We start from the raw sequence: 24266 nt of genomic DNA, 5'->3' as shown, positions 1-24266 counted from the left end.
ATGCATATAATATATAAAAAGGTGGTTGCTAATGTAGAATTTTGTTAGAGTATTAGAATGCTTACTTCACTTGAATAAAATTAAGTAGGAGGTGGCTTCCTTGCTTACAATGTAAGTAAGGAAAAGTATTTGGACATATATAGTATAAGTATAGTGATTGTTTTAATTGCCTTAACGGCATTTTTCGTTGCAGCAGAATTTGCAATTGTTAAAGTGAGGAGTTCACGAATTGACAATTTAATTGCAGAGGGAAATAATCGTGCAACTTCTGTCAAAACAGTCATTACAAACTTAGACGAATATTTATCGGCTTGCCAGTTAGGAATAACAGTTACAGCTCTTGGAATTGGTTGGTTTGGTAAACCTGCGCTAAAGCAAATATTTGACACGCTTTTTGCAAATTGGAACATATCTACTCAGCTCGCAGATATTTTTGCTGTAATTTTAGTATTTTTGTTAATTACTTTTTTACATGTTGTAATAGGGGAATTGGCCCCAAAAACAGTTGCAATTCAAAAATCTGAACAAGTGAGTTTGCTTGTTTCTAAGCCGTTAATTTTCTTTTATCGTATTGCATTCCCATTCATTTGGCTATTAAATGGTTCAGCTCGAATCATTACGAAGCTGCTAGGGCTGAAACCGCCGAAAGGGCATGATGAGGTTCATTCGGAAGAAGAATTACGGTTGTTAGTTTCAGAAAGTTATAAAAATGGTGAGATTAATCAATCTGAATATAAATATGTAAATAAAATTTTTGAATTTGATGATCGGATTGCAAAAGAAATAATGGTACCTCGAACTGAAATGAATATTATAAGTAAAGAAATGCCCGCTGAAGAAGCTTTGCAAAAAATGTCTCGTGAAAAATATACAAGGTATCCAGTTGTTGATGGCGACAAAGACCACGTAATAGGTTTTGTAAATTTTAAAGATATTTTTACTGAGTTTGTACAGCATAAAGCTGTTAATAAAAAGACAGTAGAGCAATATGTTAGACCAATTATTTTAGTTATTGATTCTATTCCAATTCATGATTTGTTTTTAAAAATGCAAAAAGAAAGAACACATATTGCTATATTGATAGATGAATATGGTGGTACATCTGGACTTGTTACTGTTGAAGATATTTTAGAGGAAATTGTAGGAGATATTCAGGATGAGTTTGATACGGATGAACAGCCAGAAATTCAACAAGTTAGTGAAACAAAGACGATACTAGAGGGAAAAGTACTCGTTAGTGAAGTGAATACGTTATTTGGTCTAGCGATTGATGATGATGGTGTTGATACAATTGGTGGTTGGATATTAACGAAGAATATAGAGATTGCTGAAGAGGATTCCATTGAAATTGAAAATTATAAGTTTTGTGTGAAAGAATTAGACGGGCGCTATATTAAAAGGTTAGAAGTTACAAAAACAGTAGAATCGATTGTCGTTTTAGAAGATGAAAAACAAATTTCTTTACAAGAGCAAATTAGCTCGTAAACTCTGCTATATAGCAGAGTTTTTTTGAGCATAATGTTTTTGGAGGAATACGGGCTATGATACAATTACATAAGTCAGACCTTTCACTAGGTGAAGTATTATTTTATACATATATTTGGAAGGGGAAGAAAGATGAAAAAGCATTTATATATAAATGGAGATTGGAAGTCAGTAAACACGTATAAACCATTATATGCACCATACTCTGAAGAAACGTTAGCGGAAATTGCACAAGGAACGGAAGAAGATGTTCAAGAGGCTGTTACTTCTGCAAAAAATGCAATGAAAAAAATGAATACATTAACAGCATACGATCGGGCAACTATTTTAGAGAAGGTTGCGCAAATAATGGATGAAAGAAGAGAAGAGTTTGCAGAAATTATTGCAAAAGAGGCTGCAAAACCAATACGTGCTGCAAGGGGAGAAGTAGATCGTACTGTTCTAACATATAAATTTGCAGCAGAAGAAGCGAAGCGTATATATGGTGAAACATTGCCACTTGACGCAGCACCTGGTGCAGATGGGCGGATTGCCTATACGATTCGCAAACCAATTGGGGTTATAGGAGCTATTACGCCATTTAACTTTCCGTTAAATTTAGTAGCGCATAAAGTGGGCCCTGCAATTGCTGCCGGAAACACAGTTGTGTTAAAACCAGCTGATCAAACGCCATTATCTTCTTACGCATTAGTTGAATTATTTGAAGAAGCAGGGTTGCCAAAGGGAGCTTTGAATATCATTTCTGGTCCTGGTGCAACTGTTGGCGAGGCAATTGTTAAAAATGATGATGTTGCGTCCATTACTTTTACCGGAAGTCCGAAAGTCGGAATCGGAATAAAGGAAAAGGCTGGATTAAAACGAGTTACGTTGGAATTAGGATCCAATGCTGCCGTTATTATTGATGAAGATGTAGAGTTAACTGATGAGATAATGGAACGCGTGAAATGGGGCGCATTTGTTAATAATGGACAAGTTTGTATTTCGGTACAACGTGTGTTTGTACACGAAAAGAGAATGGATGAATTTCTTTCGAAGCTAAAGAAAGCGATGGAAACTGTTGTTGTTGGTGATCCAATGAATGAGGAAACGGATGTATCAGCTTTAATTTCGAAAAAAGATGTAAAGCGAATTGAAATGTGGGTGCAAGAAGCAATTAAGGAAGGAGCAACTGTTTTATACGGTGGTAAGAAGCGTGATGAAAGAATTTTCGAACCAACTGTATTAACAAATGTTCCAGAGCATGTATCTGTACAGTGCCAAGAAGTATTTGGTCCAGTTATGACAGTAAATACATTTAAAGAATTTGATGAGGCGATAGAGAAAGTAAATCATTCACGTTACGGTTTACAAGCAGGCGTATTTACAAATAACTTATTTAAAGCGATGCGTGCAATTGATGAGTTAGAGGTTGGTGGGGTTATGATTAATGATATTCCAACGTTTAGAGTAGATCATATGCCTTACGGTGGTGTGAAAGAAAGTGGCACGGGTCGTGAAGGAATTAAATATGCAATTGAAGAAATGACAGAAATGAAATTAGTGTGTATTAAAAAATAAAGCAAAAGGTACACTTGTTTAATTAAGTGTACCTTTTATTTTACTTCATTTCTTGTTTGAAAATAGCATCTTCTACATAAATTTGTTCTTTATCTACAGCTGTGCTATGAGATAATACTAAACCGATTGGTGTTGCTGTATCTTTATTTTGAACAATTGTAAAAGGAATATTTTTTTCGTTTGCTAATTTAATGTATTTTGATAAATGTGGGTAAGCAATGCCACCGTTTAGGAGGATTTGTAATGATTGAGAAGAGCGTATGCTACTTGCTACTTCAGTATATACATTACTTTGCATTACTTGACCGATAGTTAAAGCGATTTCTACGCGCTCACGTAATGTAGTTAAATACATATTACGTTCTTCTGGTTTGTTTTGCTTTTGGCCATAAATGCCTTCTTGGAGATAGTCTTCCACATTTTTATTTACCATATTTTTCACACCTTTCACTTCCTATTGTACGCAAGAATTAAAAATGATGCAAAAAAAGTCGTTTTGAATATGGAAATAATTAAAAAAATGAGAAGGAAAAAGAGAGATTTGAATATAAATAATTAAATAAGAAAGAAAAAAATAATTTTATCAACAGAAATTAACAAAATGTGACAATAATCTATTAACGAAACATATTTTTTGTGTTAATATTCAAAATATAAAGGGTATTCGTCGTATGGAAATGGAGTGAATGGAGGTTTTTCCAATCGATAAGGATATTAAAGAAGTATTTTGTTCACACTTGAAAAACAATAGGCACCAATTCGTAGAGAACTGGAAAAACAAAATGATAATTTCCGAAAAAGATCCATTTAAACTAGAAGTAGTTCAAAATGGAGAGGATTTATTAGAGTTAATAATCGAACTTACTATGGAAGATAAAGATATAAATTATCTTCAACCATTATGCGAGAAAATCGCAATTGAACGAGCAGGAGCAGATGCGAATATTGGAGACTTTGTTTATAATGCAAATGTGGGAAGAAATGAACTTTTTGAAGCGATGTGTGAATTAGATGTTAGCGCTCGTGAATTGAAACCAATTATGGCCAAAATACATACTTGTTTTGACAAATTAATTTATTATACCGTTTTAAAATACTCGGAAATTATATCGAGGAATTTAGAGGAAAAACAGCAATATATTAATGAAACACATAAAGAAAGGCTGACGATTTTAGGCCAAATGTCAGCTAGTTTTGTACATGAATTTCGTAATCCGCTTACTTCAATTATGGGATTTGTCAAATTATTAAAGGCAGACCATCCGAGTTTATCGTATTTAGATATCATTTCGCATGAATTAGATCAATTAAATTTTCGAATCTCGCAATTTTTACTCGTTTCGAAAAAAGAAATGTGGAATGAATCGGAACGTTTTTGGCTTAATGACTTGTTCCAAGATATTATACAGTTCTTATATCCGAGTTTGGTTAATGCAAATGTTTCGATTGAAAAGAATTTGCCGTATCCAATACCACTTGTTGGTTATCGGAGTGAAGTGAGGCAAGTATTTTTAAATATTTTAATGAACTCAATTGACGCTATGGAAGCAATGAAAGAAGAGCGGAAAATTATCATTGATGTTTTTGAAGAAGAGCAAGCTATTCGAATTGTGATAAAAAATAATGGACCGATGATTCCAGCTGAAAATGTAGAAACGATTTTTGAACCATTTGTAACTACTAAAAAATTAGGAACTGGTATTGGGTTATTTGTATGTAAACAAATTGTAGAAAAACATAACGGGTCCATTATGTGTCGTTCAGATAGCGATTGGACAGAATTTCAAATTGCATTTCAAAAGTAAACAGTCTACACCAAATAAATGGTGTAGACTGTTTTAATTTGTAAGTATAACGACTTCTAATTTAGGGTCTTTAGTTGAATAACCTACTATTGAAATGGTATAAATTATATTCGGTTCAACATCGAATTTAGGTAAAGTTAACAGGATTTTTTTATTATCTGCGAGTGAAACTTCAATATCTGCTGTACCAGGGCTAACTTGTAAAAAATCTGTTATTTGTTTAAAGAGCACATTTTCAAATAAATGATCTCCACCTTTTAAATCTACGTTAACAACAGGGGTATCTGGAGAAAAATGCATAAATCGAATTTTGGCTTGCCCAGATGGTATATGTGTATTATCAAGTATAGGTTGTAATTGTAGGTGATTATCACTATTTATTGCGGCAAGTGTATACGTATGATTTCCCATTATCGGTACTAAAGCTGAAAAAATTGGAGTTTCGTTCCCGACAGGGACGATATCAATGCGATATTTACCTTGCACTAATGATAAATAGGGGCTAAATTGCTTAAATGAAATGTTTTTGATTACCTTTTGTCCATTTACTAAAATGTCAACCGCAGGCGTGTTTGGTGCAGAATGAAAAATTCTTATATGTGACGGTAAAGCAGCTTCTTGTGAATCTCTTTTTTCATATGCCTGTACAAGTTTTGTAAGTGCATCGTAATACTTCATATATAGTTCTACATATTTTTTGGGATTGCTATATTGATAGTAACGGGCGAGCTGATCGTAACGTACAGCTTCTTGTCCATATTTTTCGATTTCAGATTGAGACATGCACATTCCTCCTTTGTCATCATTAAAACTATATGCGAAGTGAGAAAGAGGTTATGCGAAAAACTTGTATTTCTGAATGGGAAAAGTAAAAGATTAAAAACATATTTTGGGAGAAGTATGTCTGAGTATTATTGGCTAGTAAAGTGGTGCTAAAAGAGATGTATATGGAGTTAGTTAAGTTGAATAGAAGCTTATATTTACTAGGAGTAATAAAAATATAAAAAGACTAAATTATAAGGGCATTTCAATCAACGTATCGAATACATGTATAAAAAATTTTTAGTAAAGGGATTTTTTAATTTATAGGCAAACACACATACAAAGGGATAATTGTCCTACATAATTTATAAAGGAAAGGTAGTTTAACTTCGGTGGAAGGAGTGGCACCTTGGGATGGGGATATCCCGATTATGATTGTGAATGAAGTTATGAAGGAATTTGTGTGAAAAATCGTTATATGACTGTTGAATTCGTAAAACGTATGGTTTTTTGATTTATTTTAGCGAGTCCCAGTAATATTGATAAAAGAGCGTCGTGCCGAACTGATTAATGTGGTTAATCGGTTCTTTTTTTATGTATAAACTGAAAATATTAAATGTGGAAAATTAGTTTCTATAAAAAGATTGTTATCATTGCGGCGAGATAATTGTCGAAATTTTTTTGGAAATATGCAATTTAAAGTAGGATAATAGGAAGGAGTTTAAAGGGAGTTCCGTCGAAGTTTACACAATGTCGGCATTTGAGGGAAGCTGTCATTATGTTAGGAAAACATTTAGTAATACGTTACTTTTATATAAGGGAGGGTTATTTGAGCGTATAGATAAGGATTGGTCTTCGTTTTAAGTTCTGAATTTTCTGTTTTCGAAACATTTATTAGCACTCATTTGTATATTTTATAATAGTATTTTGATAAATTCACTGCTTGTGCAGAGGATTCTTTTTTATGAAAGAAACGTCAATTTTCTTCATATACATATACAAATTGAAGAAATGGGGGAGCGCTATGCGCGATTACTTAATTAAACCACTTGTTGGTCAGCCGTATCCAATGATTTCACATGGAAAAGGTGTATATTTGTATGACCAGAACGGAAATAAATATTTTGATGGTTCGTCAGGAGCAATTACGGCAGGTATTGGACATGGCGTAAAGGAGATTGCAGATGTTATTAAAAAGCAAGCAGAGGAGATTGCTTTCGTATATAGATCACAGTTTACGAGTGAACCAGCTGAAAAACTAGCAAAGAAGTTAAGTGATTTAAGTGTAGGAGATTTGAACTGGAGCTTTTTCGTAAATAGTGGTACGGAAGCAAATGAAACAGCTATGAAAATTGCAATTCAGCATTTTCAGGAGCGCGGTATTCAAGGGAAACATAAAATTTTATCACGCTGGATGAGCTATCACGGTATTACGATGGGAGCCTTGTCAATGTCTGGGCATCCGCTGCGCAGACAACGTTTCGTATCTATTTTGGAAGATTATCCAACTATTCCAGCCCCATATTGTTTCAGGTGCCCTGTACAAAAGGTATATCCAACTTGTCAGCTTGCTTGTGCAACTGAACTAGAAAGATCAATTGAAAGAATTGGTGCGGAGCATATTGCAGCTTTTATTGCTGAACCGATTATCGGAGCAGCTGGCGGTGCGGTTGTACCGCCGAAAGAATATTATAAAGTGATTAAAGATATTTGTAGTCATTACGATATTTTATTCATTGCGGATGAAGTAATGACTGGGCTTGGTCGTACTGGTGCATGGTTTGCGATGGAGCATTGGGGTGTAGAACCGGATATTATGACGCTTGGTAAGGGATTAGGAGCGGGATATACACCAATGGCTGCGACGATTGTTAGTGACCGAGTTATGGAGCCAATTTTACGTGGGTCACGTTCTGTTATGAGTGGTCATACGCTAAGTGCAAATCCATTATCTGCAGCAACGGCTCTAGCTGTTATTGAATACATGGAGAAACATAATCTACCTGAAAAAACAGCGGAAAAGGGAGAATATTTAATTAAGGGACTACAGAAAGTTCAGCAACAATCGACAATTATTGCGGATGTGCGTGGAAAAGGGTTGCTGATCGGAATAGAATTGCAACCGTTTACAAAAGCTTCGGAGCTTATTTCGGTTGCAGCTAAAAATGGTCTCCTTTTATACCAAGCTGTTTCAGGGCAAGCAGGAAAAGAAGATAGCGCACTGCTTGTGGCACCGCCAATGACAACTACATATTCCGAGTTAGATGAATTACTTTCAATTTTTGCAAAAAGTGTAGAAGAGATGATGCAAAAAGGAGGGCATAGTATCGTATGACAACAATTACAAATACATTCAATAAATTAAAAGGGATAGAGGAAGTAATTTCTTTGTTCCATGATGATATGACATTAATGTTTGGGGGATTTGGGGGAATTGGATCCCCTCCAACTTTAATACAGGCTATTTTAGAAAAGGGAGTTACAAATTTAAATTTAATAGGAAATGACACTGGCTTTCCTGATGTAGGAATCGGTCGTCTTGTTACAAATGAACGGGTTAAGTCTTTAGTTACTTCCCATATTGGTTCAAATCCAAATGCAGGAAGACAGTTAAATGAAGGACGATTACAAATTGAGTTTTCCCCGCAAGGAACATTAGCAGAGCGTATTCGCGCTGGAGGCGTAGGGCTTGGTGGTGTTTTAGTTGATGTTGGTGTTGATACGATTGTTGAAGATGGAAAACGAACAGTCGAAATGAATGGCAAGACATACTTAGTTGAAACTGCATTAACTGCTGAAGTTGCGATTGTTTATGCGAAAAAAGCTGATCCGTTTGGTAATCTTGTATTCGACAAAAGTGCGCGGAATATGAATCCTCATGTTGCTATGGCTGGGGACATAACGATTGTAGAAGCAGAAGAAATTGTTCCACTTGGAAGTTTAGATCCTGAGGAAATTGTCGTTCCAGGTGTTTTCGTAAATTATATCGTACCGTCGGAAGGAGTGAATTGGAAATGGGTATGGGCGTAGAAGTGAGAGATAAGATTGCTAGGCGTGCGGCGAAAGAAATACAAAATGGCATGATTGTAAATTTAGGTATTGGCATTCCATCGCTTATACCGAATCATTTGCCTGACGATATAAATGTAATGTTTCATGCAGAAAATGGAATCGTCGGTATGGGGCCAACGCCAAGTAAAGGGAATGAAGACGAGAATTTATGTAATGCAGCAGGTTTACCGACTTCTCTTATTACAGGAGCGAGTTATTTTGATAGCTGCACTGCGTTTGGGATGATTCGAAAAGGTTTACTAGATATAACGATTCTTGGGTCATTACAAGTGAGTGAGAATGGAGATTTAGCAAACTGGATTGTACCAGGGAAACGTGTGCCCGGTATTGGGGGAGCGATGGATTTAGCACAAAAAGCGAAGCGTGTCGTTGTTGTGATGAATCATGTTGATAAATACGGAAATGCAAAAATTGTTTCAGAGTGTACATTGCCATTAACGTCAAAGAAATGTGTAGATTTAATTATTACAGATATGGCGGTTATGGAAGTGACTTCGAGTGGACTCATTTTACAAGAATTAATGAGCCCGTATACAGTAGAAGATATAAAGCGACATACGGAAGCTGAGTTTCAAATTGGCTCTAACTTACTAGTTATTGAATGAGGGGAGATATAATATATGAAGCAATTAAAAAAGCAAGTTTGTGATTATATTGAGAGTCATGAAGAGGAAAGTGTGAAATTTTTAACACGGTTAATTCAAGAAAAAAGCGTATCTGGTGATGAAAGTGGTGCGCAGGCAATTGTGATTGAAAAATTACGTGAGCTAGGTTTAGATCTTGATATTTGGGAACCATCTTTTTCTAAAATGAAAGATCATCCTTATTTTGTATCACCACGTACAAGTTTTTCAGACAGCCCGAACATTGTGGCAACTTTAAAAGGAAGCGGCGATGGAAAATCTATGATATTAAATGGGCATATTGATGTAGTACCAGACGGCGATGCGAATCAATGGGACCATCACCCATATAGTGGTGAGAAAATAGGGAATCGTATATATGGCCGCGGAACGACGGATATGAAAGGCGGCAATGTCGCACTTATGCTTGCGATGGAAGCGATTATTGAATCTGGTGTTGAATTAAAAGGAGATATTTATTTTCAAAGTGTCATAGAAGAAGAAAGTGGCGGGGCAGGGACATTAGCGACTATATTACGAGGATATAAGGCAGATGGTGTCATTATTCCAGAACCGACTAATATGAAGTTTTTCCCGAAGCAACAAGGGTCAATGTGGTTCCGTCTACATGTAAAAGGGAAAGCTGCACACGGTGGTACACGTTATGAAGGAGTAAGTGCAATTGAAAAAAGCATGTTTGTTATAGATCATTTGAGAAAATTAGAAGAGAAGAGAAATGGTCGAATTACTGATCCGTTATTTAAAGGAATTCCGATTCCAATTCCAATTAATATTGGGAAAATTGAAGGTGGTAGCTGGCCAAGTTCTGTTCCTGATTCGTTAATTTTAGAAGGAAGATATGGTATTGCGCCGAATGAGACTATAGAGGCAGCAAAAGAAGAGTTTGAGAGTTGGATCGCTGAATTACATGATGTGGACAATTGGTTTGTTGAAAATCCAGTAGAGGTAGAATGGTTTGGAGCGAGATGGGTTCCTGGTGAACTAGAAGAAAACCATGAGTTAATTACAACACTTCAGCATAACTTTGTTGAAATTGAAGGGAAGGAACCAATGATTGAAGCATCTCCGTGGGGGACTGATGGAGGTTTATTTACACAAATCTCAGGTGTACCAACGATAGTATTTGGTCCGGGAGAGACGAAAGTAGCACACTATCCAAACGAATATATAGAAATTGATAAAATGATAGCTGCCGCAAAAATTATTGCATGTACATTACTAGATTGGTGTGAGGTGAAAAAATGAAATACTATGAATCTTTTAGAGAGCAGACAAATTGCCATACAGTAGAAGGAGTTTTAGATTATTTTAATAAACGTATTCGAATAGATCACTATACAGGAAATGTTGAAAGTATTATACAGACAATTGACGGACTAGCAGAGAAACATTCTTTCACTAAATGTATTATTAAAGGAAAGGGAGAGCATGTTTCAACATGGCTCTCTTTCGGTTTCTTATTGGAAGCGACGATACCTCATTATTTTCAAGGACACGATGCATACTTCTTTGTGAAATATAATAATGATGAAAGACGAAATAGTATTCATTGGTCTGAGGAAGATACTATTTTAAGTGGTGTAAAAGCAAAAGAAGTAAAAGAAAAAGTAGTCCCGGAGAAATTTCTGTTAAGAAAAGCGACTGAAGAAGATGCAGAAGAATTAGCAACTGTCTTTGGAAAAGTATTTGAAGTGTATCCGACACCTTTAAATGAAGCGAGTTATGTATTACAGACGATGAAAGAAGACGATACAATTTACTACGTATATGAATTTGAGGGGAAAATCATTAGTACAGCGTCTGCAGAAATGAACGTAAAGGAAGGCAATGCAGAATTAACGAATTGTGCTACTTTACCTGAATATCGTAAACATGGGTTTATGAAAAGTTTGCTCATTAAGTTAGAAGAAGAGCTTCAAGAAAAATCTATTTTCTGTTCCTATACAATTGCTCGATCGCTATCTTTCGGTATGAATGCTGCCTTTCATCAGTTAGGCTATACATATACAGGAAGACTGGCGAACAATTGCTACATTTTCGATAAGTTGGAAGATATGAATATATGGGTAAAAGATTTATCTAGCTATTCGAAAGCATGAAGGCTCCCGCCTCAAAATTCGGCTGTAAAGTAAAAAAGTTAGGTGGGAATCGGGCCGCTCGTAAAAGCCCGACTAATTAAAGTTTTACGTTATCTAATCAAAAATAAATTTCATCAAAATATTAGAACGGAATCGTCATGCTTATAATCGCACATAGGTATGCCGGAAATTCGGCATAGTATTTGCTGAATTTTCGGCAAAAGGGGGGATGACATTGCTAGCAGTTTCGACACAAGAAGTCATTGAAGCGATTTTGGGCAGTATTGATGAGGCTATACACGCAGTAGATGAAAATGGTATTACAATTTTTTATAATACAGTTGCTGCGAAACACGATGGATCCAAAATTGAAAAAGTGTTAGGAAAGCATTTGTTAGAGGCGTTCCCATCTTTAACTAGGGAAACGAGTACATTGATGAAAGTTTTAGATACAAAAAAACCAATTGTACATCAAGTGCAACATTATCAAAATTTAAATGGAGAAGATGTTTGTACTGTAAATACGACGTTACCTATTTTTATAGATGGGAATATTGCTGGTGCTGTTGAAATTGCGAAAGACTACTCTACAATTCAAAAGCTAACTGATACCATTGTCGATTTACAGTCGAAAATAAAGCGATCGTCTAGAAAAAAAGTGATTAAAAAGCATGCTGCATTTGAGACGATAGTGACAAATGATTCTCGCTTTAAACAGACGAAAGAGTTAGCGCAAAAAGTAGCGCCAACAGATGCAAACGTTTTAATATATGGTGAAACGGGAACAGGAAAAGAACTGTTCGTGCAAGCAATTCATGAAGCTTCTAAAAGAAAAAACAAGCCATTTATTGCACAAAACTGTGCAGCTTTACCAGAATCACTATTAGAAAGCTTACTGTTTGGAACGACAAAAGGTAGCTATACAGGGGCGATTGAACGGGCAGGCTTATTTGAACTTGTAGATGGAGGAACATTATTTTTAGATGAACTGAATTCAATGCCGCTCGATTTACAAGCGAAAATGCTACGTGTATTAGAGGATGGAGTCATTAGACGAATCGGTGATAATAAGACGAGGAAAGTAGATGTTCGCGTGATTACCGCGATGAATCAGCCGCCAGAAGTATGTTTACGAGAAAATAAAATTCGCACTGATTTATATTATAGATTAAATGTGTTTTCATTATATATCCCGCCACTACGTGAAAGAACTGAGGATGTATTACTATTAGCTTCTTATTTCTTGAAAGAATATAATAAAAGCTATAAAAAAGGTGTACTTCAAATTGATAAGGAAGCGAAAGAAAGACTACAAGCTTATCAATGGCCTGGAAATGTTCGTGAGTTAAAACATACAATTGAACATGCTGTCATTATTGCGGAAGGAAATGCATTAACCGCAAATTGTTTACCTCGTATATTTAAGAAAGAGAAACTTCAAAAGAAGAAAAGTATATTACCGCTTCGGGAAGCTCTTCATCAAACAGAAAAGGAATTAATAGACCAAGCGTTGATTGAAACGGAAGGAAATATTTTGCAAGCAGCAAAAATGTTAGGTATTCCGCGTCAAACTCTTCAATATAAACTGAGTAAGTACGACAAAACCGCCGAATAATCGGCGGTTTTTGTGTGTTTGCACCAATAAAAGAACGTTTACATATATAAAAGGTAATGAATATGATAGTTAATATTCTGTTATTACTGCACTTGAAAATATTTTTTCTCCTATATAATAGGGTATTTCGCACATTTACTTATCAAGAATATGAAGTTGGCATAACAATTGCTTATATAAAGGATGAGCGTATAAAAAGGGGGAATAGCAATGTTACATGATGTATACAAACCAAATCGTCACTGGAAGGATATCGAATTATGGAAAGATGTTACTGAAGAGCAATGGAATGATTGGGTTTGGCAATTAACGAATACGATCAAAACGTTAGATGACTTAAGGAAAGTGATTAACTTAACACCTGAAGAAGAAGAGGGCGTTAAAATTTCAACGAAAACGATCCCGTTAAATATTACACCGTATTATGCTTGGCTAATGAATCCTGATGACCCACGCTGTCCGATTCGGATGCAATCTGTACCGATCTCGGAAGAGTTATATAAAACGAAATATGATTTAGAAGATCCACTTCATGAAGATGAAGATTCACCAGTTCCAGGGCTAACACATCGTTATCCTGACCGCGTATTATTCTTAGTAACGAATCAATGTTCTATGTATTGTCGTTACTGTACACGCCGTCGTTTTAGTGGACAAATTGGAATGGGTGTACCGAAGAAACAATTAGACGATGCGATTGCTTATATTAGTGAAACACCACAAGTACGTGACGTTTTAATCTCTGGTGGTGACGGTCTTCTAATTAATGATAAAATTTTAGAATACGTATTAAAAAATTTACGAGAGATTCCGCATGTTGAAATTATTCGTATCGGAACGAGAGCACCAGTAGTATTCCCGCAACGTATTACAGAAAACTTATGTAACATTATTAAAAAGTACCATCCAGTATGGTTAAATACACATTTCAACACTTCTATTGAAATTACAGAGGAATCGAAAAAAGCATGTGAAATGCTAGCGAACGCGGGTGTTCCAATTGGAAACCAAGCGGTAATTTTAGCAGGTATTAACGATAGCGTTCCAATTATGAAAAAGCTAATGCATGACTTAGTAAAAATCCGTGTACGTCCATATTACATTTACCAATGTGACTTATCTGAAGGTATTGGACATTTCCGTGCACCAGTTTCTAAAGGTCTTGAAATTATTGAAGGCTTACGTGGACATACTTCTGGCTATGCAGTACCGACATTCGTTGTGGATGCACCGGGCGGAGGCGGAAAAATTGCGCTTCAGCCAAACTATTTAATTTCACAAAGTGCGGATAAAGTTGTACTTCGTAACTTTGAAGGGGTTATTACGACGTATCCAGAACCAGAGAGCTACATTCCAGGAAGAGCTGAAGGTTACTTTAAAGAAATTTATCCGAACTATGAAGAAAAACGTTCAGATGTTGGTATTGCAGGTCTTATGAGCGATAAGAAATTTAACCTTGTTCCAGATGATTTACAGCGTATGAACCGTCGTAAAGACTATGAAGATAATGATACGCATGCATCTTTAAAAGATAAACGTGATAAGCGAGACCAATTAAAAGATAAAAAATATCAATCGCAAATGGCTAAATTAGAAGAAAACGACAAAAAAACTGAGGGTGATGCAGTATGAATTGTATGTGGTGTGACAGTACAGAAGCGAAAGAAAGCTTGAATACTGTGTATTGGGAACTACCAGATGGTACGAAAGCCATTGAAATCCAAAAGACACCATGTATTTCTTGTTCCTCATGTGGAATGGACTATCAAGCAGACCATACTGTAAAAGAAATTGAAGATCAGTTGTTTTTAATTTATACGAAAGATTTGCCAAAACAACTAACATATGAAGAGTTAATGGGAAGACCAAGACTATTAAAAAGAAATTATTTCGACTTTTAACCAGCTTTTATGCTGGTTTTTTTCTTTTTTGCCTTGTATAATGTATCCAAGTTAGAAAGGCAGGGAATATTTTTGAAAAAGACATTTTACCATTATATGATGAAGCATCGCGCAGCTTTATTTAGAAATGAAATTTCAGATTTAGCAGAGGCAATGTATGATGATTTAAGTTTTCCGAAGCAATCTGAAGACTATGATGAAATTAGTTCATACTTAGAGTTAAGTGGAATGCTAGAAAGTATGTCTATATTTGATGAAGCGTGGGATTTATACATACAAGAAGGATAAAAACGATTTGAAAACATACAGAATACATTACTTTTTGAAAGTGAAGTATTCTGTATGTTTTTTTATATGAAATGTCTTGATTTAAAGCTAGTCTATTTACTAGCTTTTTTTGCGTTTCACATAAATTTTATGTAGTGATATTTTTTTATCGAAAAAATTTATGAATATAAGCTTCTGTGATAAGCGTTTTTAAGTAGGTTGCATATACTGTTATCAAAATCACGACGTCAAAAAAAGGAGAGATAGAGATGGCAAGAAAAAAACAACCTAAATACAACGTAGGGGACATAGTCGTGATTACGCTATATGGAACCGTTGGTAAAATCACAAATATGAAAGTTTTAGATGGGGTTTATGTATACGAAGTCAATAATCACGATGGATTTTATGTAGAACAAACATTGCAGCACGTTACAGAGCAAGAAATGAAAAAGGGCGATACGGAGTGGATTGAATTAAATTATAATTTCACCTTTGGTGATCTCGTGCAAGTGACTGGATATGATAAAGATGTTTTCCGTATTGTTGGTTTTCGTACAGAGGTATGGAGATACAAAAATGACGCATGGGAAGATACGATATATGAGTTATCACGAATTACGGATGGTGAATGGTTAGAAGCGGATGAATCAGATTTAACTTTACTTGCCAATGCTCAAACGGCAAATGCAATTTTGAAGAAAATGAAACAAGATAAAGCTGGCATGAATAAATTGGATTTAGGAAAATTAAAGTCAATTAACAACTCGAAAAAAGTGAGTGTTAAGACAAATCGTCAAGAAATCATAGATGGGTTACTTGATATTTATAACGATTATCAATTGTTATTTGATACATTTAAAGATGAAGAATATAAAATTGTTATGGATGTTGTTCATAATTATTTAGTTAAATTGACAGAGAAAAAATAGTTAACTAGACAGAGAGAATAAATTGAACAACAACATATGCAGTATAAGGTATGCCTACAATTATTAAAAAAATAAAAAGCCATTTAATAAGAGAGTCTGCCCATTGATCTTCATGCATGAACTCTTCTTTTGTTTGTTCTACTTCGTATTGGTATTCCATTATTATTTCCCCCTTTTGGATAGCTTGTACTACCATCGTATGCACCTCGTCCAAATGATATGACCTATAAAAAAGAAAAACTATTTTTCTAATCTCATATACATAATTTTGAGATTTTTTCATAAAACAGAAATAAAGGAGTGATGCTCATGAAGGAAATTGAAGTCGTAATTGATACGGAAGAGATTGCGGAGTTTTTTTATGAGCAACTAATTGAAAGGGGATACGTCCCAAAGCGAGAGGAAATTGAAGATCTCGCAGATATTACATTCGAGTATTTATTAGAGAAATGCATGATTGACGAAGTTTTTGATGAAGAGGAAGATTGAAAGTAACGGCGGGCTAAACTCGTCGTTTTTTACTCTTTACAAACTTGTCACAAATGTGCTTATAAATTATTGGTATAATTAAGAGAAAATTTTACTAAAGAGGTGAAGGGATGTTCAAAAAAATTATTGATTCTTTATTAGGAAAGAAAAAAAATCGTTCGTATTCGAGTAGTGATTATCGTCATAGAGGGCGCTCTTATTCAAGTAGTGACTATAAGCGACGTTCTTCTGGTTATGGACACCAACATTATAAAAGAAAACGTAAAAGCCGTAGCTTCTTTTCAAGTAGCTGATGAAATGGCATCGTGTACTAGCTTTATTTGATAGACCACTGCGAAAAAATACAATTGTAGCAGAACGTTATAAAATTGAATCAGTAATTGGAATGGGCAGTTATGGGGTTACATATGTCGTTAATGATTTACAAATAAATAGATATAAAGTCTTAAAACAGTTAAGACAAAGTAAACAAAGATATGAGTCTGGTAGAAAATCATTTGAGCAAGAGAAAATGATTTTACAAACATTGAATCATCAAGCAATTCCTAGTTTCTATGATCAGTTCTTATGGGGGAAAAAAAGCTTTTTTGTGATGGAATATATGCCTGGTGAAAATTTTGAAGATTATATTTTCTCAGATGGGCGTGTATATAAAGAACGTGAAGTTTTTGAAATTTTATATGAAATATTAGGAATTGTTTCAGTTTTTCATAGTAAAGGTATTATTCACCGAGATTTACGTATTCCGAACATATTAATGAAAGAAAATCAAATTAGTATTATTGATTTTGGATTAGCTAAATATAAAGGTGAGGATGATGAGCGAGCTACAACGTATGAAGGTGAACAAGCTTTGATGCGAGAAGTTCACTTTCGTAGCGATTTTTATGCGCTTGGCCATTTCTCGTTATTTTTATTATATGCAGGATATGAATCTATTGAAAAACATGAAAAGCCATGGTATGAAGAGTTAACTTTGAAAAATGATAATCGTGAAATATTGATGCGAATGTTACAAATAAAAACACCGTACTATGAGAATGTACAAGATTTAAAAAAAGATATAGCTTTTGCTTTAGAAAGGATGGAGACTCCATGTTTCAAAAGTTTTTAGCGAGTGTTGGCATTGGTAGTGCAAAAGTAGATACTGTTCTTGAAAAAGAGGAGTATGTAGTTGGAGAAACGATAGTAGGGAAGGTTCGTATAACTGGGGGATCAGTTAGCCAACAAATTGAAAGCATTTACTTAACGTTATCTACATCATATGTAAGAGAAGTGGATGATAAAAAAGTAACAGCAACGTTTGACTTAGAGCGAGTTCGTTTAACAGATCCATTTTCTGTAGAGCCAAATGAAAAGAAAGAAATTCCATTTTCATTTAAGATGCCAATTGAAGCACCACTAACACTTGGAATGAAAACGGTTTGGGTTCATACAGGCCTTGATATTAAAAATAGTATTGATCCAAGTGACCGTGATTACATTCAAGTGTTGCCAAATGCACTATTGAACAGTGTATTAGAGAGTGTAAATCAATTAGGTTTTAAAGCGCGTCATATAGAATGCGAAGAATTACCATATCGATTACGTAAGCAAGTACCATTCGCACAAGAGTTTGAGTTTATTCCTGTTTCAGGACAGTATTATGGGAAATTAGATGAATTAGAATTATTAATCTTGCCAAGTTCCCACGATCGGTTAGAAATCATTATGGAAGTAGATAGAAAATCACGTGGATTGGCAGGTTTATTTGCAGAAGCACTTGATCTGGATGAGAAGGTTATTCGCTTTACAGTAACGAATGAAGATATCCCAACGATGCAGCAAAAAATTAACAATTATATTTTTTAATAAACTATGCATAAAAAAGAAATGGAGAGGAAAACTAAAACAACCGCTCCATTTTTTTGCATAGTGAGGTTATGTATGTGAAACGATATCGACATTTATACTTGTTAAGCTTTACTCTACTCATTTGTTTTGTCGCACTATCACTTTCGTATCATACCGCTTGTATTGAGAAATTTGACAATATAGTTGCACACTTTATTCAAAGTTTTCGAAACGATTATTTGACAACCTATTTTACTTGGGTGTCCTTTATCGGTTCCAAAAGAATATATTTTCCGTTACTCATTATTCTTGTAATGTATTTTCTCGTTAGAAAAAAGTTGCTTAGTGCATTACTTCTAACAATTAATTACTACGGATCTCGTTATTTAAACAGTATGCTTAAACTATGGTATGAACGGGCAAGACCTGATGTAACGCAGCTTGTTACTGCAACTGGATATAGTTTTCCGAGCGGTCATACGATGAATGCTACTGCTTTTTTAGGATTTATTGCATACGTCACAATTACTGAAGAGCGTATTTCATTGCATAAAAAACTGTTGATTATTCTTATAGCAAGCTTTGTTGTATTATCTATTTCAGTTAGCCGAATATATCTTGGCGTGCATTTTCCATCTGACATATTAGCAGGATGGGCAGCTGGCGGTAGCTGGCTCGTTTTATGTGTTATATTTCATAAAGCGTTTATAAAAAAAGAACCTATGTCATAATAGGTTCTTTTTCCATTGGTTCAACATGAATGTGGGCATGGTAAATTCCGAATTTTTTTCGAAGCATGGCTTCGATGTTGTCAGTAATACAGTGACTTTCTCCAACATCCATACGAGCGTCTACCTCGATTGTAATATCAACGTACGTTTGATTCCCGTACATACGCGCTCGAATATCTACAATGTTTTCCACACCAGAAATATGCTCAATAGCATCAGCATATTCTTCCATTTTATTAGGATCAATGCCATCTGTTAGCATATGAGAAGCTTCTACGAAAATTTCCCATGCAGTTTTACAAATAATAAGGCCGACAATTAGAGCGGCAATAGGATCTAAAATAGGCATTTGGAACTGTGAGCCGACAATGCCTACAACTGTACCAATACTTACGAGCGCATCTGATAAATTATCCTTTGCGGCAGCTTCTAATGATTTACTCTTTGTTCGAATTGCAATCTTTTTCGTATACCTAAATACACAGTACATAACGACAGCAGAAAATAAAGCTACCCATGCAGCAAGTACATTGGGCGCAGCTTGTTTCGGATTTAAAAATGATTGAATGGCACTAATAACAACTTCTAATCCGACCGTTGCCATAATGAAAGAAGCAACAAGCGAAGCTATTTGTTCTGCACGCGAATGCCCATATGGATGATCTGGATCTCGAGGTTTACGAGAAATTTTTAAACCGATTAATATTGCTAAAGAGGCACCAATATCCGTTAAGTTATTCAAACCGTCAGCACGTAATGCGCTAGAGAGGGTAATATAACTGATGATAATTTTCATAGAGGATAAAAATATGTAGGCCATAATGCTGACAATAGCACCTTTATCAGCTTCTTTATGAGAAAGAGTATCCATTTTAATCACGCACCTTTCTTTAAAGGAATTTCTTTCTATACATAGAGTATCAAATGAAACTCGTGTGGGTCTATACAAACATTGTTGACACTTTATAGCTTTTTAAGTAGGGGGTAACAATGTTTCGTTAAGGAAAAATATGTTGAAAAGTACAAAGTGAGGGTATGAATATAATTGGGAATCATTCACAATGAAAGGGATACGATGGTAGGTGGATGTAGAAACGAATACTTTTCTTACTATGTATTTTTCTAATAATGACTGGATGTAATTCATCAAATGATGAAATTGTGAAGAAGTATTATATTTCTAAATGATCAATATCTACATGTAAAGGATACGGTGGATTAAATGAAAGATATGTAATGAACATAGAAAACAAACAAATAATCAATGGGGTTCATAATTTTTGGATTGAAATGAAAAAACAAAAGGAAAGTGGCGAAATACGACAATACGATATATTAATTACATATGAAAGTGGTGATACGAACGTATACATCTATACTTAGGGGATGAAGGGGGAAGGAGTGTAATTATATACATTGGTCATGAAGAAAGAGCTACGACAATAATTGTGAAAAAAGATGAAAATCCTCTGAAAAATATTTTTCAGAGGATTTTCATCTTAGTATGCTTCTAAAAACTCAGTAACTTGCTCTTCAGTTTTTGCATTAGCACTATGTAAGTGGCCTAGCTTCTCGCCATTTTGATATACAAGTAAACTTGGAATACCCATTACTTGATACTCTTCAGCGATACTTGGGAACTCATCTTTATTAATAGAATACCATTCAAACTTATTGAACTCTTCCATTACCTCTCCGATAAAGTTGTCCATGCGTACACAATCTGGGCACCATGTAGTAAAGAACTTAACAACTACTGGCTCCTCACTTGCGATGATGTCTTTGAATTCTTTTTCAGACTTGATTTCTCTCATGTTTTTGACTCCTCTCAATGTTACACGGATAAGCTAGTATTTGTATGCGAAATCCGTAATTGCAAACATTAGTATTTTTGAAATAGATTGTTTGCAAAATCTTCGACTGCTTTTTCTTGTAGGTCTGGTACAACTTGTGAGTAGGTGTCTAATGTGTTGCCTACTCTTTCATGTCCTAATCATTCGCTTACGATCTTTAGTTAAATACATTATTGCAACATTAATGTTAAGGGATTGCTTTAGATTATGAAACCGAATATCAGGAACCTCACTTTTCTTTATAAGCTTTTTCTTCATTTTTTGCAAGTAGCTGGGATGGCATGATTAGAAATTTCTTTAGATATTTATGGGGAAGTATCGTTAATAGAGTGACATTAAAACTAAATGGACTAGATAATTAGAAAGTGAGAGTGATTCATAATGAATTTTTCAAAAGAGAATACAAAAAAGATTCCGTAACTGAAAAAATGGGTTGCGGTTTTTTCTTTACTTGAATTTTATTATATTAAATTCGGTATGCGAAAAGATTTTAGATGAATTAGCGCCTTATTTGTCTGCACTTGGTATGGACTTAGGTATATGGACAGACCATGAGGAAATCTCTGAATATACTAATAAAAAAGGAGATGTTGAGTAATGGCGCGTTATAGTTTACATGGAGGACACAATAGTATTGTACAAGGGGCTAACTGGGGAAATCGGAAAGAGCATGTTTTGGATCGTCAAGTTAAAGATGCGGTTGCGGCCAAGTTAAAAGCTTTAGGACACACAGTCTATGATGATACGGACGAAGTAGGAAGCACTCAAGCTCAAAATTTAAATAATATTATTCGTAATAGTAATTCACATGTTGTAGATTTAGCTATTGCTTTTCACCTTAATGCAAGTGATGGGACTGGGCAGGGTGTTGAAGTGCTGTATTATGATCAGAATGAACTAGCATCTAAAATTTCAGCTCAACTAGCAAAAGATATTGGATGGCGTGATCGTGGTGCGAAACAACGTAAAGATTTAGCAGTATTGAATGGGACTAAAGCACCAGCTATTCTTATCGAATTAGGATTCATTGATAATGATTCCGACATGGCAAAATGGGATGTTGATAAAATCGCTAATTCAATCGTTTTTGCTTTAACTGGACAATCTGGTGGAGGTAGCCAACCACCTCAAAAACGTAATATTGTCGAAGTTGGTGGAATAGGTAAAGAAAACTTGGCTGAATTAGTAAGTGCTTTAAACTCAGTTAAGATGACAGGTAACTTAATTCTTAGAAGTGATGGCTATGTTTATCCTGTAACTGATCCAACTAGCGATACTCAATTAAAAGCATTCACTGATTATCTTGACCGTAAAGGCTGGGCATATACTGTTAAGTAAACATACTATGTAAATACCAATAAGCCTATGTAAAGCGAAAAAAAGAGGCCTACTCGTATGATGAGTAGGCTGCTTTTTTATTTTATAAAATAAATTAATTTGAATAGAGGTTTTCCTCAAGCATTTATTAAAGCTACGAATATTTATAAGAATATGAGTATGGAAACAGGTCTAATTTTGGAATAGCGGAGGAGATTGTTGTGGACATAACTCAAAGTGTGGCAAGAATAGTGGTAAATGGGAAAGACCTTCCGTTCACTGCAGTTCAAACTTCTGCGTGGAATAATGGTCCTGTATATGATGTAACTGTTTCAACAAAGCAGAGAGTGAACGAGCTTTATCAATTTATGTGGTCACAGGTACCAGTTACACTTACGATGTATTTTCTTCAAGGAGCAGACTTAATGCGATTTGTAAGGATTACTGGGATTAATGAAAGTGTAACGGGAGAATATATATATCATTTCTCTTGGGGATAAAAGCAATTTAAAGTAGCCTAAAAGCTACTTTTTTATTTTGTTAAGGAATTATCGGAAAATCGTGAATGAAAAGTCTCTCCAAAATATATGAAGTGACTTTTCATTCACAAATACTAATAAATTAAGAATGTATGAAAAAGGTTGTAAGTTCACCTATATAAGGAGGGCTGATAGAGCTAGCCACATATAGTTTTTTATTTGAGGTACATTTATTTTTGGATCATAAAATCACCTTTAATAGTTAAAGTATTATTAGCAGATGAAGCTTGGAAGTGAAATAGGAAATTAGGAGGGCAATAGAAACGTTTAAAATGAAAAACGTGCTAAAGGCTAGTAGACTAGCTCTTAGCACTCACTGAAATAATTATACATAACATACTTTGTAATAACTTATTCGAAAGTGAGTTGAAATTAATGTTTTATTCATATGTGGATTCTCAAGTTGGCATACGACCAGCGTATGGTACGGCTATAACGTATAGCGGGGCACAAAGTACAGTTCAAGCTGTTCAACAAGCATTGCAAATGCAACAACAAATGCAAATGCAACAACAAATGCAAATGCAGCAAGGTATACAACCGTATTATTCCTCAATGGAGTATTTTTACCCAACGCAACATTTTACACCATATGGAATTGCTTTTACTTCAATTCCATATGGAACAGTATTCAATTTATAAATATAGAGGAATAAAATGAATACAAAAGGGTGCAAGTAAAAAGCACCCTTTTAAAAATAAGAATAGCTAGTCCAAACCTCTCTAATCAATCTTGCATAATATGTAGTAATAAGCTTGAAAGGGGAACGAGTATGTCTTGTTATTACTACTGTAAGTATTGTAAGGATTATAAAAAGAAGCAACATGATTGTCGTAATAACACTAGTAAGTGTCATGCCAACAAGGATAACCTTGTTAGGGCATCAGCATTTAGAGCTAGAAATACTGTAAATCAAAATGTTCCTGCTAATACTTTTGTGAAAGTGTCATTCCAAAATGAACAATTTGATTTAGCAAATGAGTATAATCCAGCAACGTCTATTTTTATGCCGAAGACGAAAGGCGTATATTCTATTATTGGAACGATTGGTTTCTTTCCAAACGATACAAATTTAAATTATAGAGCTCGTGTAGAAATTCGTGTGAATGGAAATGCAGCAATAGCTATAGATAATGACTTTTTTGGTCCAATAGGTTTTGGAAATGTTGTAAGTGTTTCAACAATCATTCAATTGAATGCAGGAGATACAGTTGAGATTTATGCACAAAGTAGTATAGATGGTGTTTTAAGCCCCTTAGAAGATGGTTCGCACTTTGAAGCGGCAAGATTTCCGTCTCCTACTAAATAAAGTAGGTAATTTAAAAATGAATAGAAGTTTAATAATAGATCCTCACCAAACAGGTGGGGATTCATTTTTTTATTAA

27 protein-coding genes are annotated in these 24266 nt (G+C 34.8%); 22 read left to right on the top strand and 5 right to left on the bottom strand.

Translation table 11 applies throughout. The annotated features are described in order from the left end of the window. The first annotated feature begins 129 nt into the window (after window positions 1-129). Both A6J74_RS05610 and A6J74_RS05605 read left to right on the top strand, forming a co-directional pair. The gene (locus tag A6J74_RS05610) at window positions 130-1485 is read left to right on the top strand and encodes a hemolysin family protein (protein WP_000356239.1); all 1356 of its coding nucleotides are present in this window, start codon (window positions 130-132) and stop codon (window positions 1483-1485) included. 132 nt (window positions 1486-1617) lie between these two features. After that, a complete protein-coding gene (locus tag A6J74_RS05605) occupies window positions 1618-3042 on the top strand; it encodes an aldehyde dehydrogenase family protein (protein ID WP_000716471.1) in 1425 nt (474 codons plus the stop codon). 40 nt (window positions 3043-3082) lie between these two features. Here the strand turns inward: A6J74_RS05605 and A6J74_RS05600 are convergent, their stop codons facing one another. Further along, window positions 3083-3475, bottom strand: coding sequence for a YueI family protein (locus tag A6J74_RS05600; protein ID WP_000247575.1), 393 nt, complete (start codon window positions 3473-3475; stop codon window positions 3083-3085). 253 nt (window positions 3476-3728) lie between these two features. Between A6J74_RS05600 and A6J74_RS05595 the strand changes: the two genes are divergently transcribed. After that, window positions 3729-4847 carry a BA2291 family sporulation histidine kinase gene (locus A6J74_RS05595; RefSeq protein WP_000451750.1) on the top strand — a complete coding sequence of 373 codons (1119 nt, stop codon included), beginning with the start codon at window positions 3729-3731 and terminating at the stop codon, window positions 4845-4847. Window positions 4848-4880: 33 nt separating this feature from the next. On the opposite strand, the gene A6J74_RS05590 is transcribed toward A6J74_RS05595, so the two are convergent. Further along, window positions 4881-5630 carry a DUF4397 domain-containing protein gene (locus A6J74_RS05590; protein WP_000083272.1) on the bottom strand — a complete coding sequence of 250 codons (750 nt, stop codon included), beginning with the start codon at window positions 5628-5630 and terminating at the stop codon, window positions 4881-4883. Between the two features lie 1003 nt (window positions 5631-6633). Between A6J74_RS05590 and A6J74_RS05585 the strand changes: the two genes are divergently transcribed. The 10 genes from A6J74_RS05585 (at window position 6634) to A6J74_RS05540 (ending at window position 16118) form a co-directional block, all read left to right on the top strand. After that, the gene (locus A6J74_RS05585) at window positions 6634-7944 is read left to right on the top strand and encodes an aspartate aminotransferase family protein (RefSeq protein ID WP_001205888.1); all 1311 of its coding nucleotides are present in this window, start codon (window positions 6634-6636) and stop codon (window positions 7942-7944) included. Beyond that, window positions 7941-8639 carry an acetate CoA-transferase subunit alpha gene (atoD, locus tag A6J74_RS05580; protein ID WP_000208115.1) on the top strand — a complete coding sequence of 233 codons (699 nt, stop codon included), beginning with the start codon at window positions 7941-7943 and terminating at the stop codon, window positions 8637-8639. Before A6J74_RS05585 ends, atoD begins: the two co-directional genes overlap by 4 nt. Beyond that, on the top strand, window positions 8624-9286 hold the full coding sequence (locus A6J74_RS05575) for a CoA transferase subunit B (protein ID WP_000525263.1): 663 nt from the start codon (window positions 8624-8626) through the stop codon (window positions 9284-9286). The genes atoD and A6J74_RS05575 overlap by 16 nt, the downstream gene beginning before the upstream one ends. A gap of 15 nt (window positions 9287-9301) precedes the next feature. Next, on the top strand, window positions 9302-10570 hold the full coding sequence (locus tag A6J74_RS05570; RefSeq protein WP_080609409.1) for a peptidase: 1269 nt from the start codon (window positions 9302-9304) through the stop codon (window positions 10568-10570). Beyond that, window positions 10567-11424 carry a putative beta-lysine N-acetyltransferase gene (ablB, locus tag A6J74_RS05565; RefSeq protein WP_000878583.1) on the top strand — a complete coding sequence of 286 codons (858 nt, stop codon included), beginning with the start codon at window positions 10567-10569 and terminating at the stop codon, window positions 11422-11424. The genes A6J74_RS05570 and ablB overlap by 4 nt, the downstream gene beginning before the upstream one ends. A 208-nt stretch (window positions 11425-11632) precedes the next feature. Next, complete coding sequence (rocR, locus tag A6J74_RS05560) at window positions 11633-13018, top strand: arginine utilization transcriptional regulator RocR (RefSeq protein ID WP_002047977.1); 1386 nt, start codon at window positions 11633-11635, stop codon at window positions 13016-13018. A 210-nt stretch (window positions 13019-13228) separates the two neighbouring features. Beyond that, the gene (gene kamA, locus A6J74_RS05555) at window positions 13229-14650 is read left to right on the top strand and encodes a lysine 2,3-aminomutase (protein WP_000902144.1); all 1422 of its coding nucleotides are present in this window, start codon (window positions 13229-13231) and stop codon (window positions 14648-14650) included. Further along, window positions 14647-14919 (top strand): YokU family protein, encoded by a 273-nt coding sequence (locus A6J74_RS05550; protein WP_000995765.1) that lies wholly within the window; start codon window positions 14647-14649, stop codon window positions 14917-14919. Before kamA ends, A6J74_RS05550 begins: the two co-directional genes overlap by 4 nt. 72 nt (window positions 14920-14991) lie before the next feature. After that, complete coding sequence (locus tag A6J74_RS05545) at window positions 14992-15207, top strand: YozE family protein (RefSeq protein WP_000750718.1); 216 nt, start codon at window positions 14992-14994, stop codon at window positions 15205-15207. 248 nt (window positions 15208-15455) lie between these two features. Beyond that, window positions 15456-16118 (top strand): hypothetical protein, encoded by a 663-nt coding sequence (locus A6J74_RS05540; RefSeq protein ID WP_000101503.1) that lies wholly within the window; start codon window positions 15456-15458, stop codon window positions 16116-16118. Between the two features lie 4 nt (window positions 16119-16122). On the opposite strand, the gene A6J74_RS29720 is transcribed toward A6J74_RS05540, so the two are convergent. Beyond that, on the bottom strand, window positions 16123-16278 hold the full coding sequence (locus tag A6J74_RS29720) for a DUF3930 family protein (RefSeq protein ID WP_000456536.1): 156 nt from the start codon (window positions 16276-16278) through the stop codon (window positions 16123-16125). 149 nt (window positions 16279-16427) lie between these two features. Between A6J74_RS29720 and A6J74_RS05530 the strand changes: the two genes are divergently transcribed. The 5 genes from A6J74_RS05530 to A6J74_RS05510 all read left to right on the top strand — a co-directional run bounded on the left by A6J74_RS05530 (window position 16428) and on the right by A6J74_RS05510 (window position 19171). Next, window positions 16428-16607 (top strand): YozD family protein, encoded by a 180-nt coding sequence (locus A6J74_RS05530; protein WP_000658452.1) that lies wholly within the window; start codon window positions 16428-16430, stop codon window positions 16605-16607. 110 nt (window positions 16608-16717) lie between these two features. After that, on the top strand, window positions 16718-16900 hold the full coding sequence (locus tag A6J74_RS05525) for a hypothetical protein (RefSeq protein ID WP_000473369.1): 183 nt from the start codon (window positions 16718-16720) through the stop codon (window positions 16898-16900). After that, a complete protein-coding gene (locus A6J74_RS05520; protein WP_000871044.1) occupies window positions 16900-17721 on the top strand; it encodes a serine/threonine protein kinase in 822 nt (273 codons plus the stop codon). The genes A6J74_RS05525 and A6J74_RS05520 overlap by 1 nt, the downstream gene beginning before the upstream one ends. Next, the gene (locus A6J74_RS05515; RefSeq protein ID WP_000486638.1) at window positions 17703-18458 is read left to right on the top strand and encodes a sporulation protein; all 756 of its coding nucleotides are present in this window, start codon (window positions 17703-17705) and stop codon (window positions 18456-18458) included. The genes A6J74_RS05520 and A6J74_RS05515 overlap by 19 nt, the downstream gene beginning before the upstream one ends. A 77-nt stretch (window positions 18459-18535) precedes the next feature. Beyond that, window positions 18536-19171: a phosphatase PAP2 family protein gene (locus A6J74_RS05510; protein WP_002093763.1), complete on the top strand. Its 636-nt coding sequence runs from the start codon at window positions 18536-18538 to the stop codon at window positions 19169-19171. On the opposite strand, the gene A6J74_RS05505 is transcribed toward A6J74_RS05510, so the two are convergent. Next, window positions 19161-20042 carry a cation diffusion facilitator family transporter gene (locus tag A6J74_RS05505; protein ID WP_000380382.1) on the bottom strand — a complete coding sequence of 294 codons (882 nt, stop codon included), beginning with the start codon at window positions 20040-20042 and terminating at the stop codon, window positions 19161-19163. The two genes, A6J74_RS05510 and A6J74_RS05505, sit on opposite strands and share 11 nt — an antisense overlap. A gap of 628 nt (window positions 20043-20670) precedes the next feature. Further along, window positions 20671-20985, bottom strand: a complete 315-nt coding sequence (locus tag A6J74_RS05500; protein WP_001206937.1) for a thioredoxin family protein — start codon at window positions 20983-20985, stop codon at window positions 20671-20673. A 636-nt stretch (window positions 20986-21621) separates the two neighbouring features. Between A6J74_RS05500 and A6J74_RS05485 the strand changes: the two genes are divergently transcribed. The 4 genes from A6J74_RS05485 to A6J74_RS05470 all read left to right on the top strand — a co-directional run bounded on the left by A6J74_RS05485 (window position 21622) and on the right by A6J74_RS05470 (window position 24190). Next, on the top strand, window positions 21622-22362 hold the full coding sequence (locus A6J74_RS05485; protein ID WP_000135303.1) for an N-acetylmuramoyl-L-alanine amidase: 741 nt from the start codon (window positions 21622-21624) through the stop codon (window positions 22360-22362). Between the two features lie 200 nt (window positions 22363-22562). Continuing rightward, the gene (locus A6J74_RS05480) at window positions 22563-22841 is read left to right on the top strand and encodes a hypothetical protein (RefSeq protein WP_002093762.1); all 279 of its coding nucleotides are present in this window, start codon (window positions 22563-22565) and stop codon (window positions 22839-22841) included. Between the two features lie 414 nt (window positions 22842-23255). Further along, on the top strand, window positions 23256-23522 hold the full coding sequence (locus A6J74_RS05475; RefSeq protein WP_000500115.1) for a DUF3947 family protein: 267 nt from the start codon (window positions 23256-23258) through the stop codon (window positions 23520-23522). A gap of 131 nt (window positions 23523-23653) precedes the next feature. Beyond that, window positions 23654-24190, top strand: a complete 537-nt coding sequence (locus A6J74_RS05470; protein ID WP_001278084.1) for a C1q-like domain-containing protein — start codon at window positions 23654-23656, stop codon at window positions 24188-24190. Window positions 24191-24266: the final 76 nt, after the last annotated feature.

The sequence above is a fragment of the Bacillus sp. FDAARGOS_235 genome, from assembly GCF_002073415.2.
GTDB lineage: Bacteria > Bacillota > Bacilli > Bacillales > Bacillaceae_G > Bacillus_A > Bacillus_A toyonensis.
Note: the sequence above shows the minus strand (reverse complement) of the source record. Positions and strands in the feature narration are given on the sequence as shown.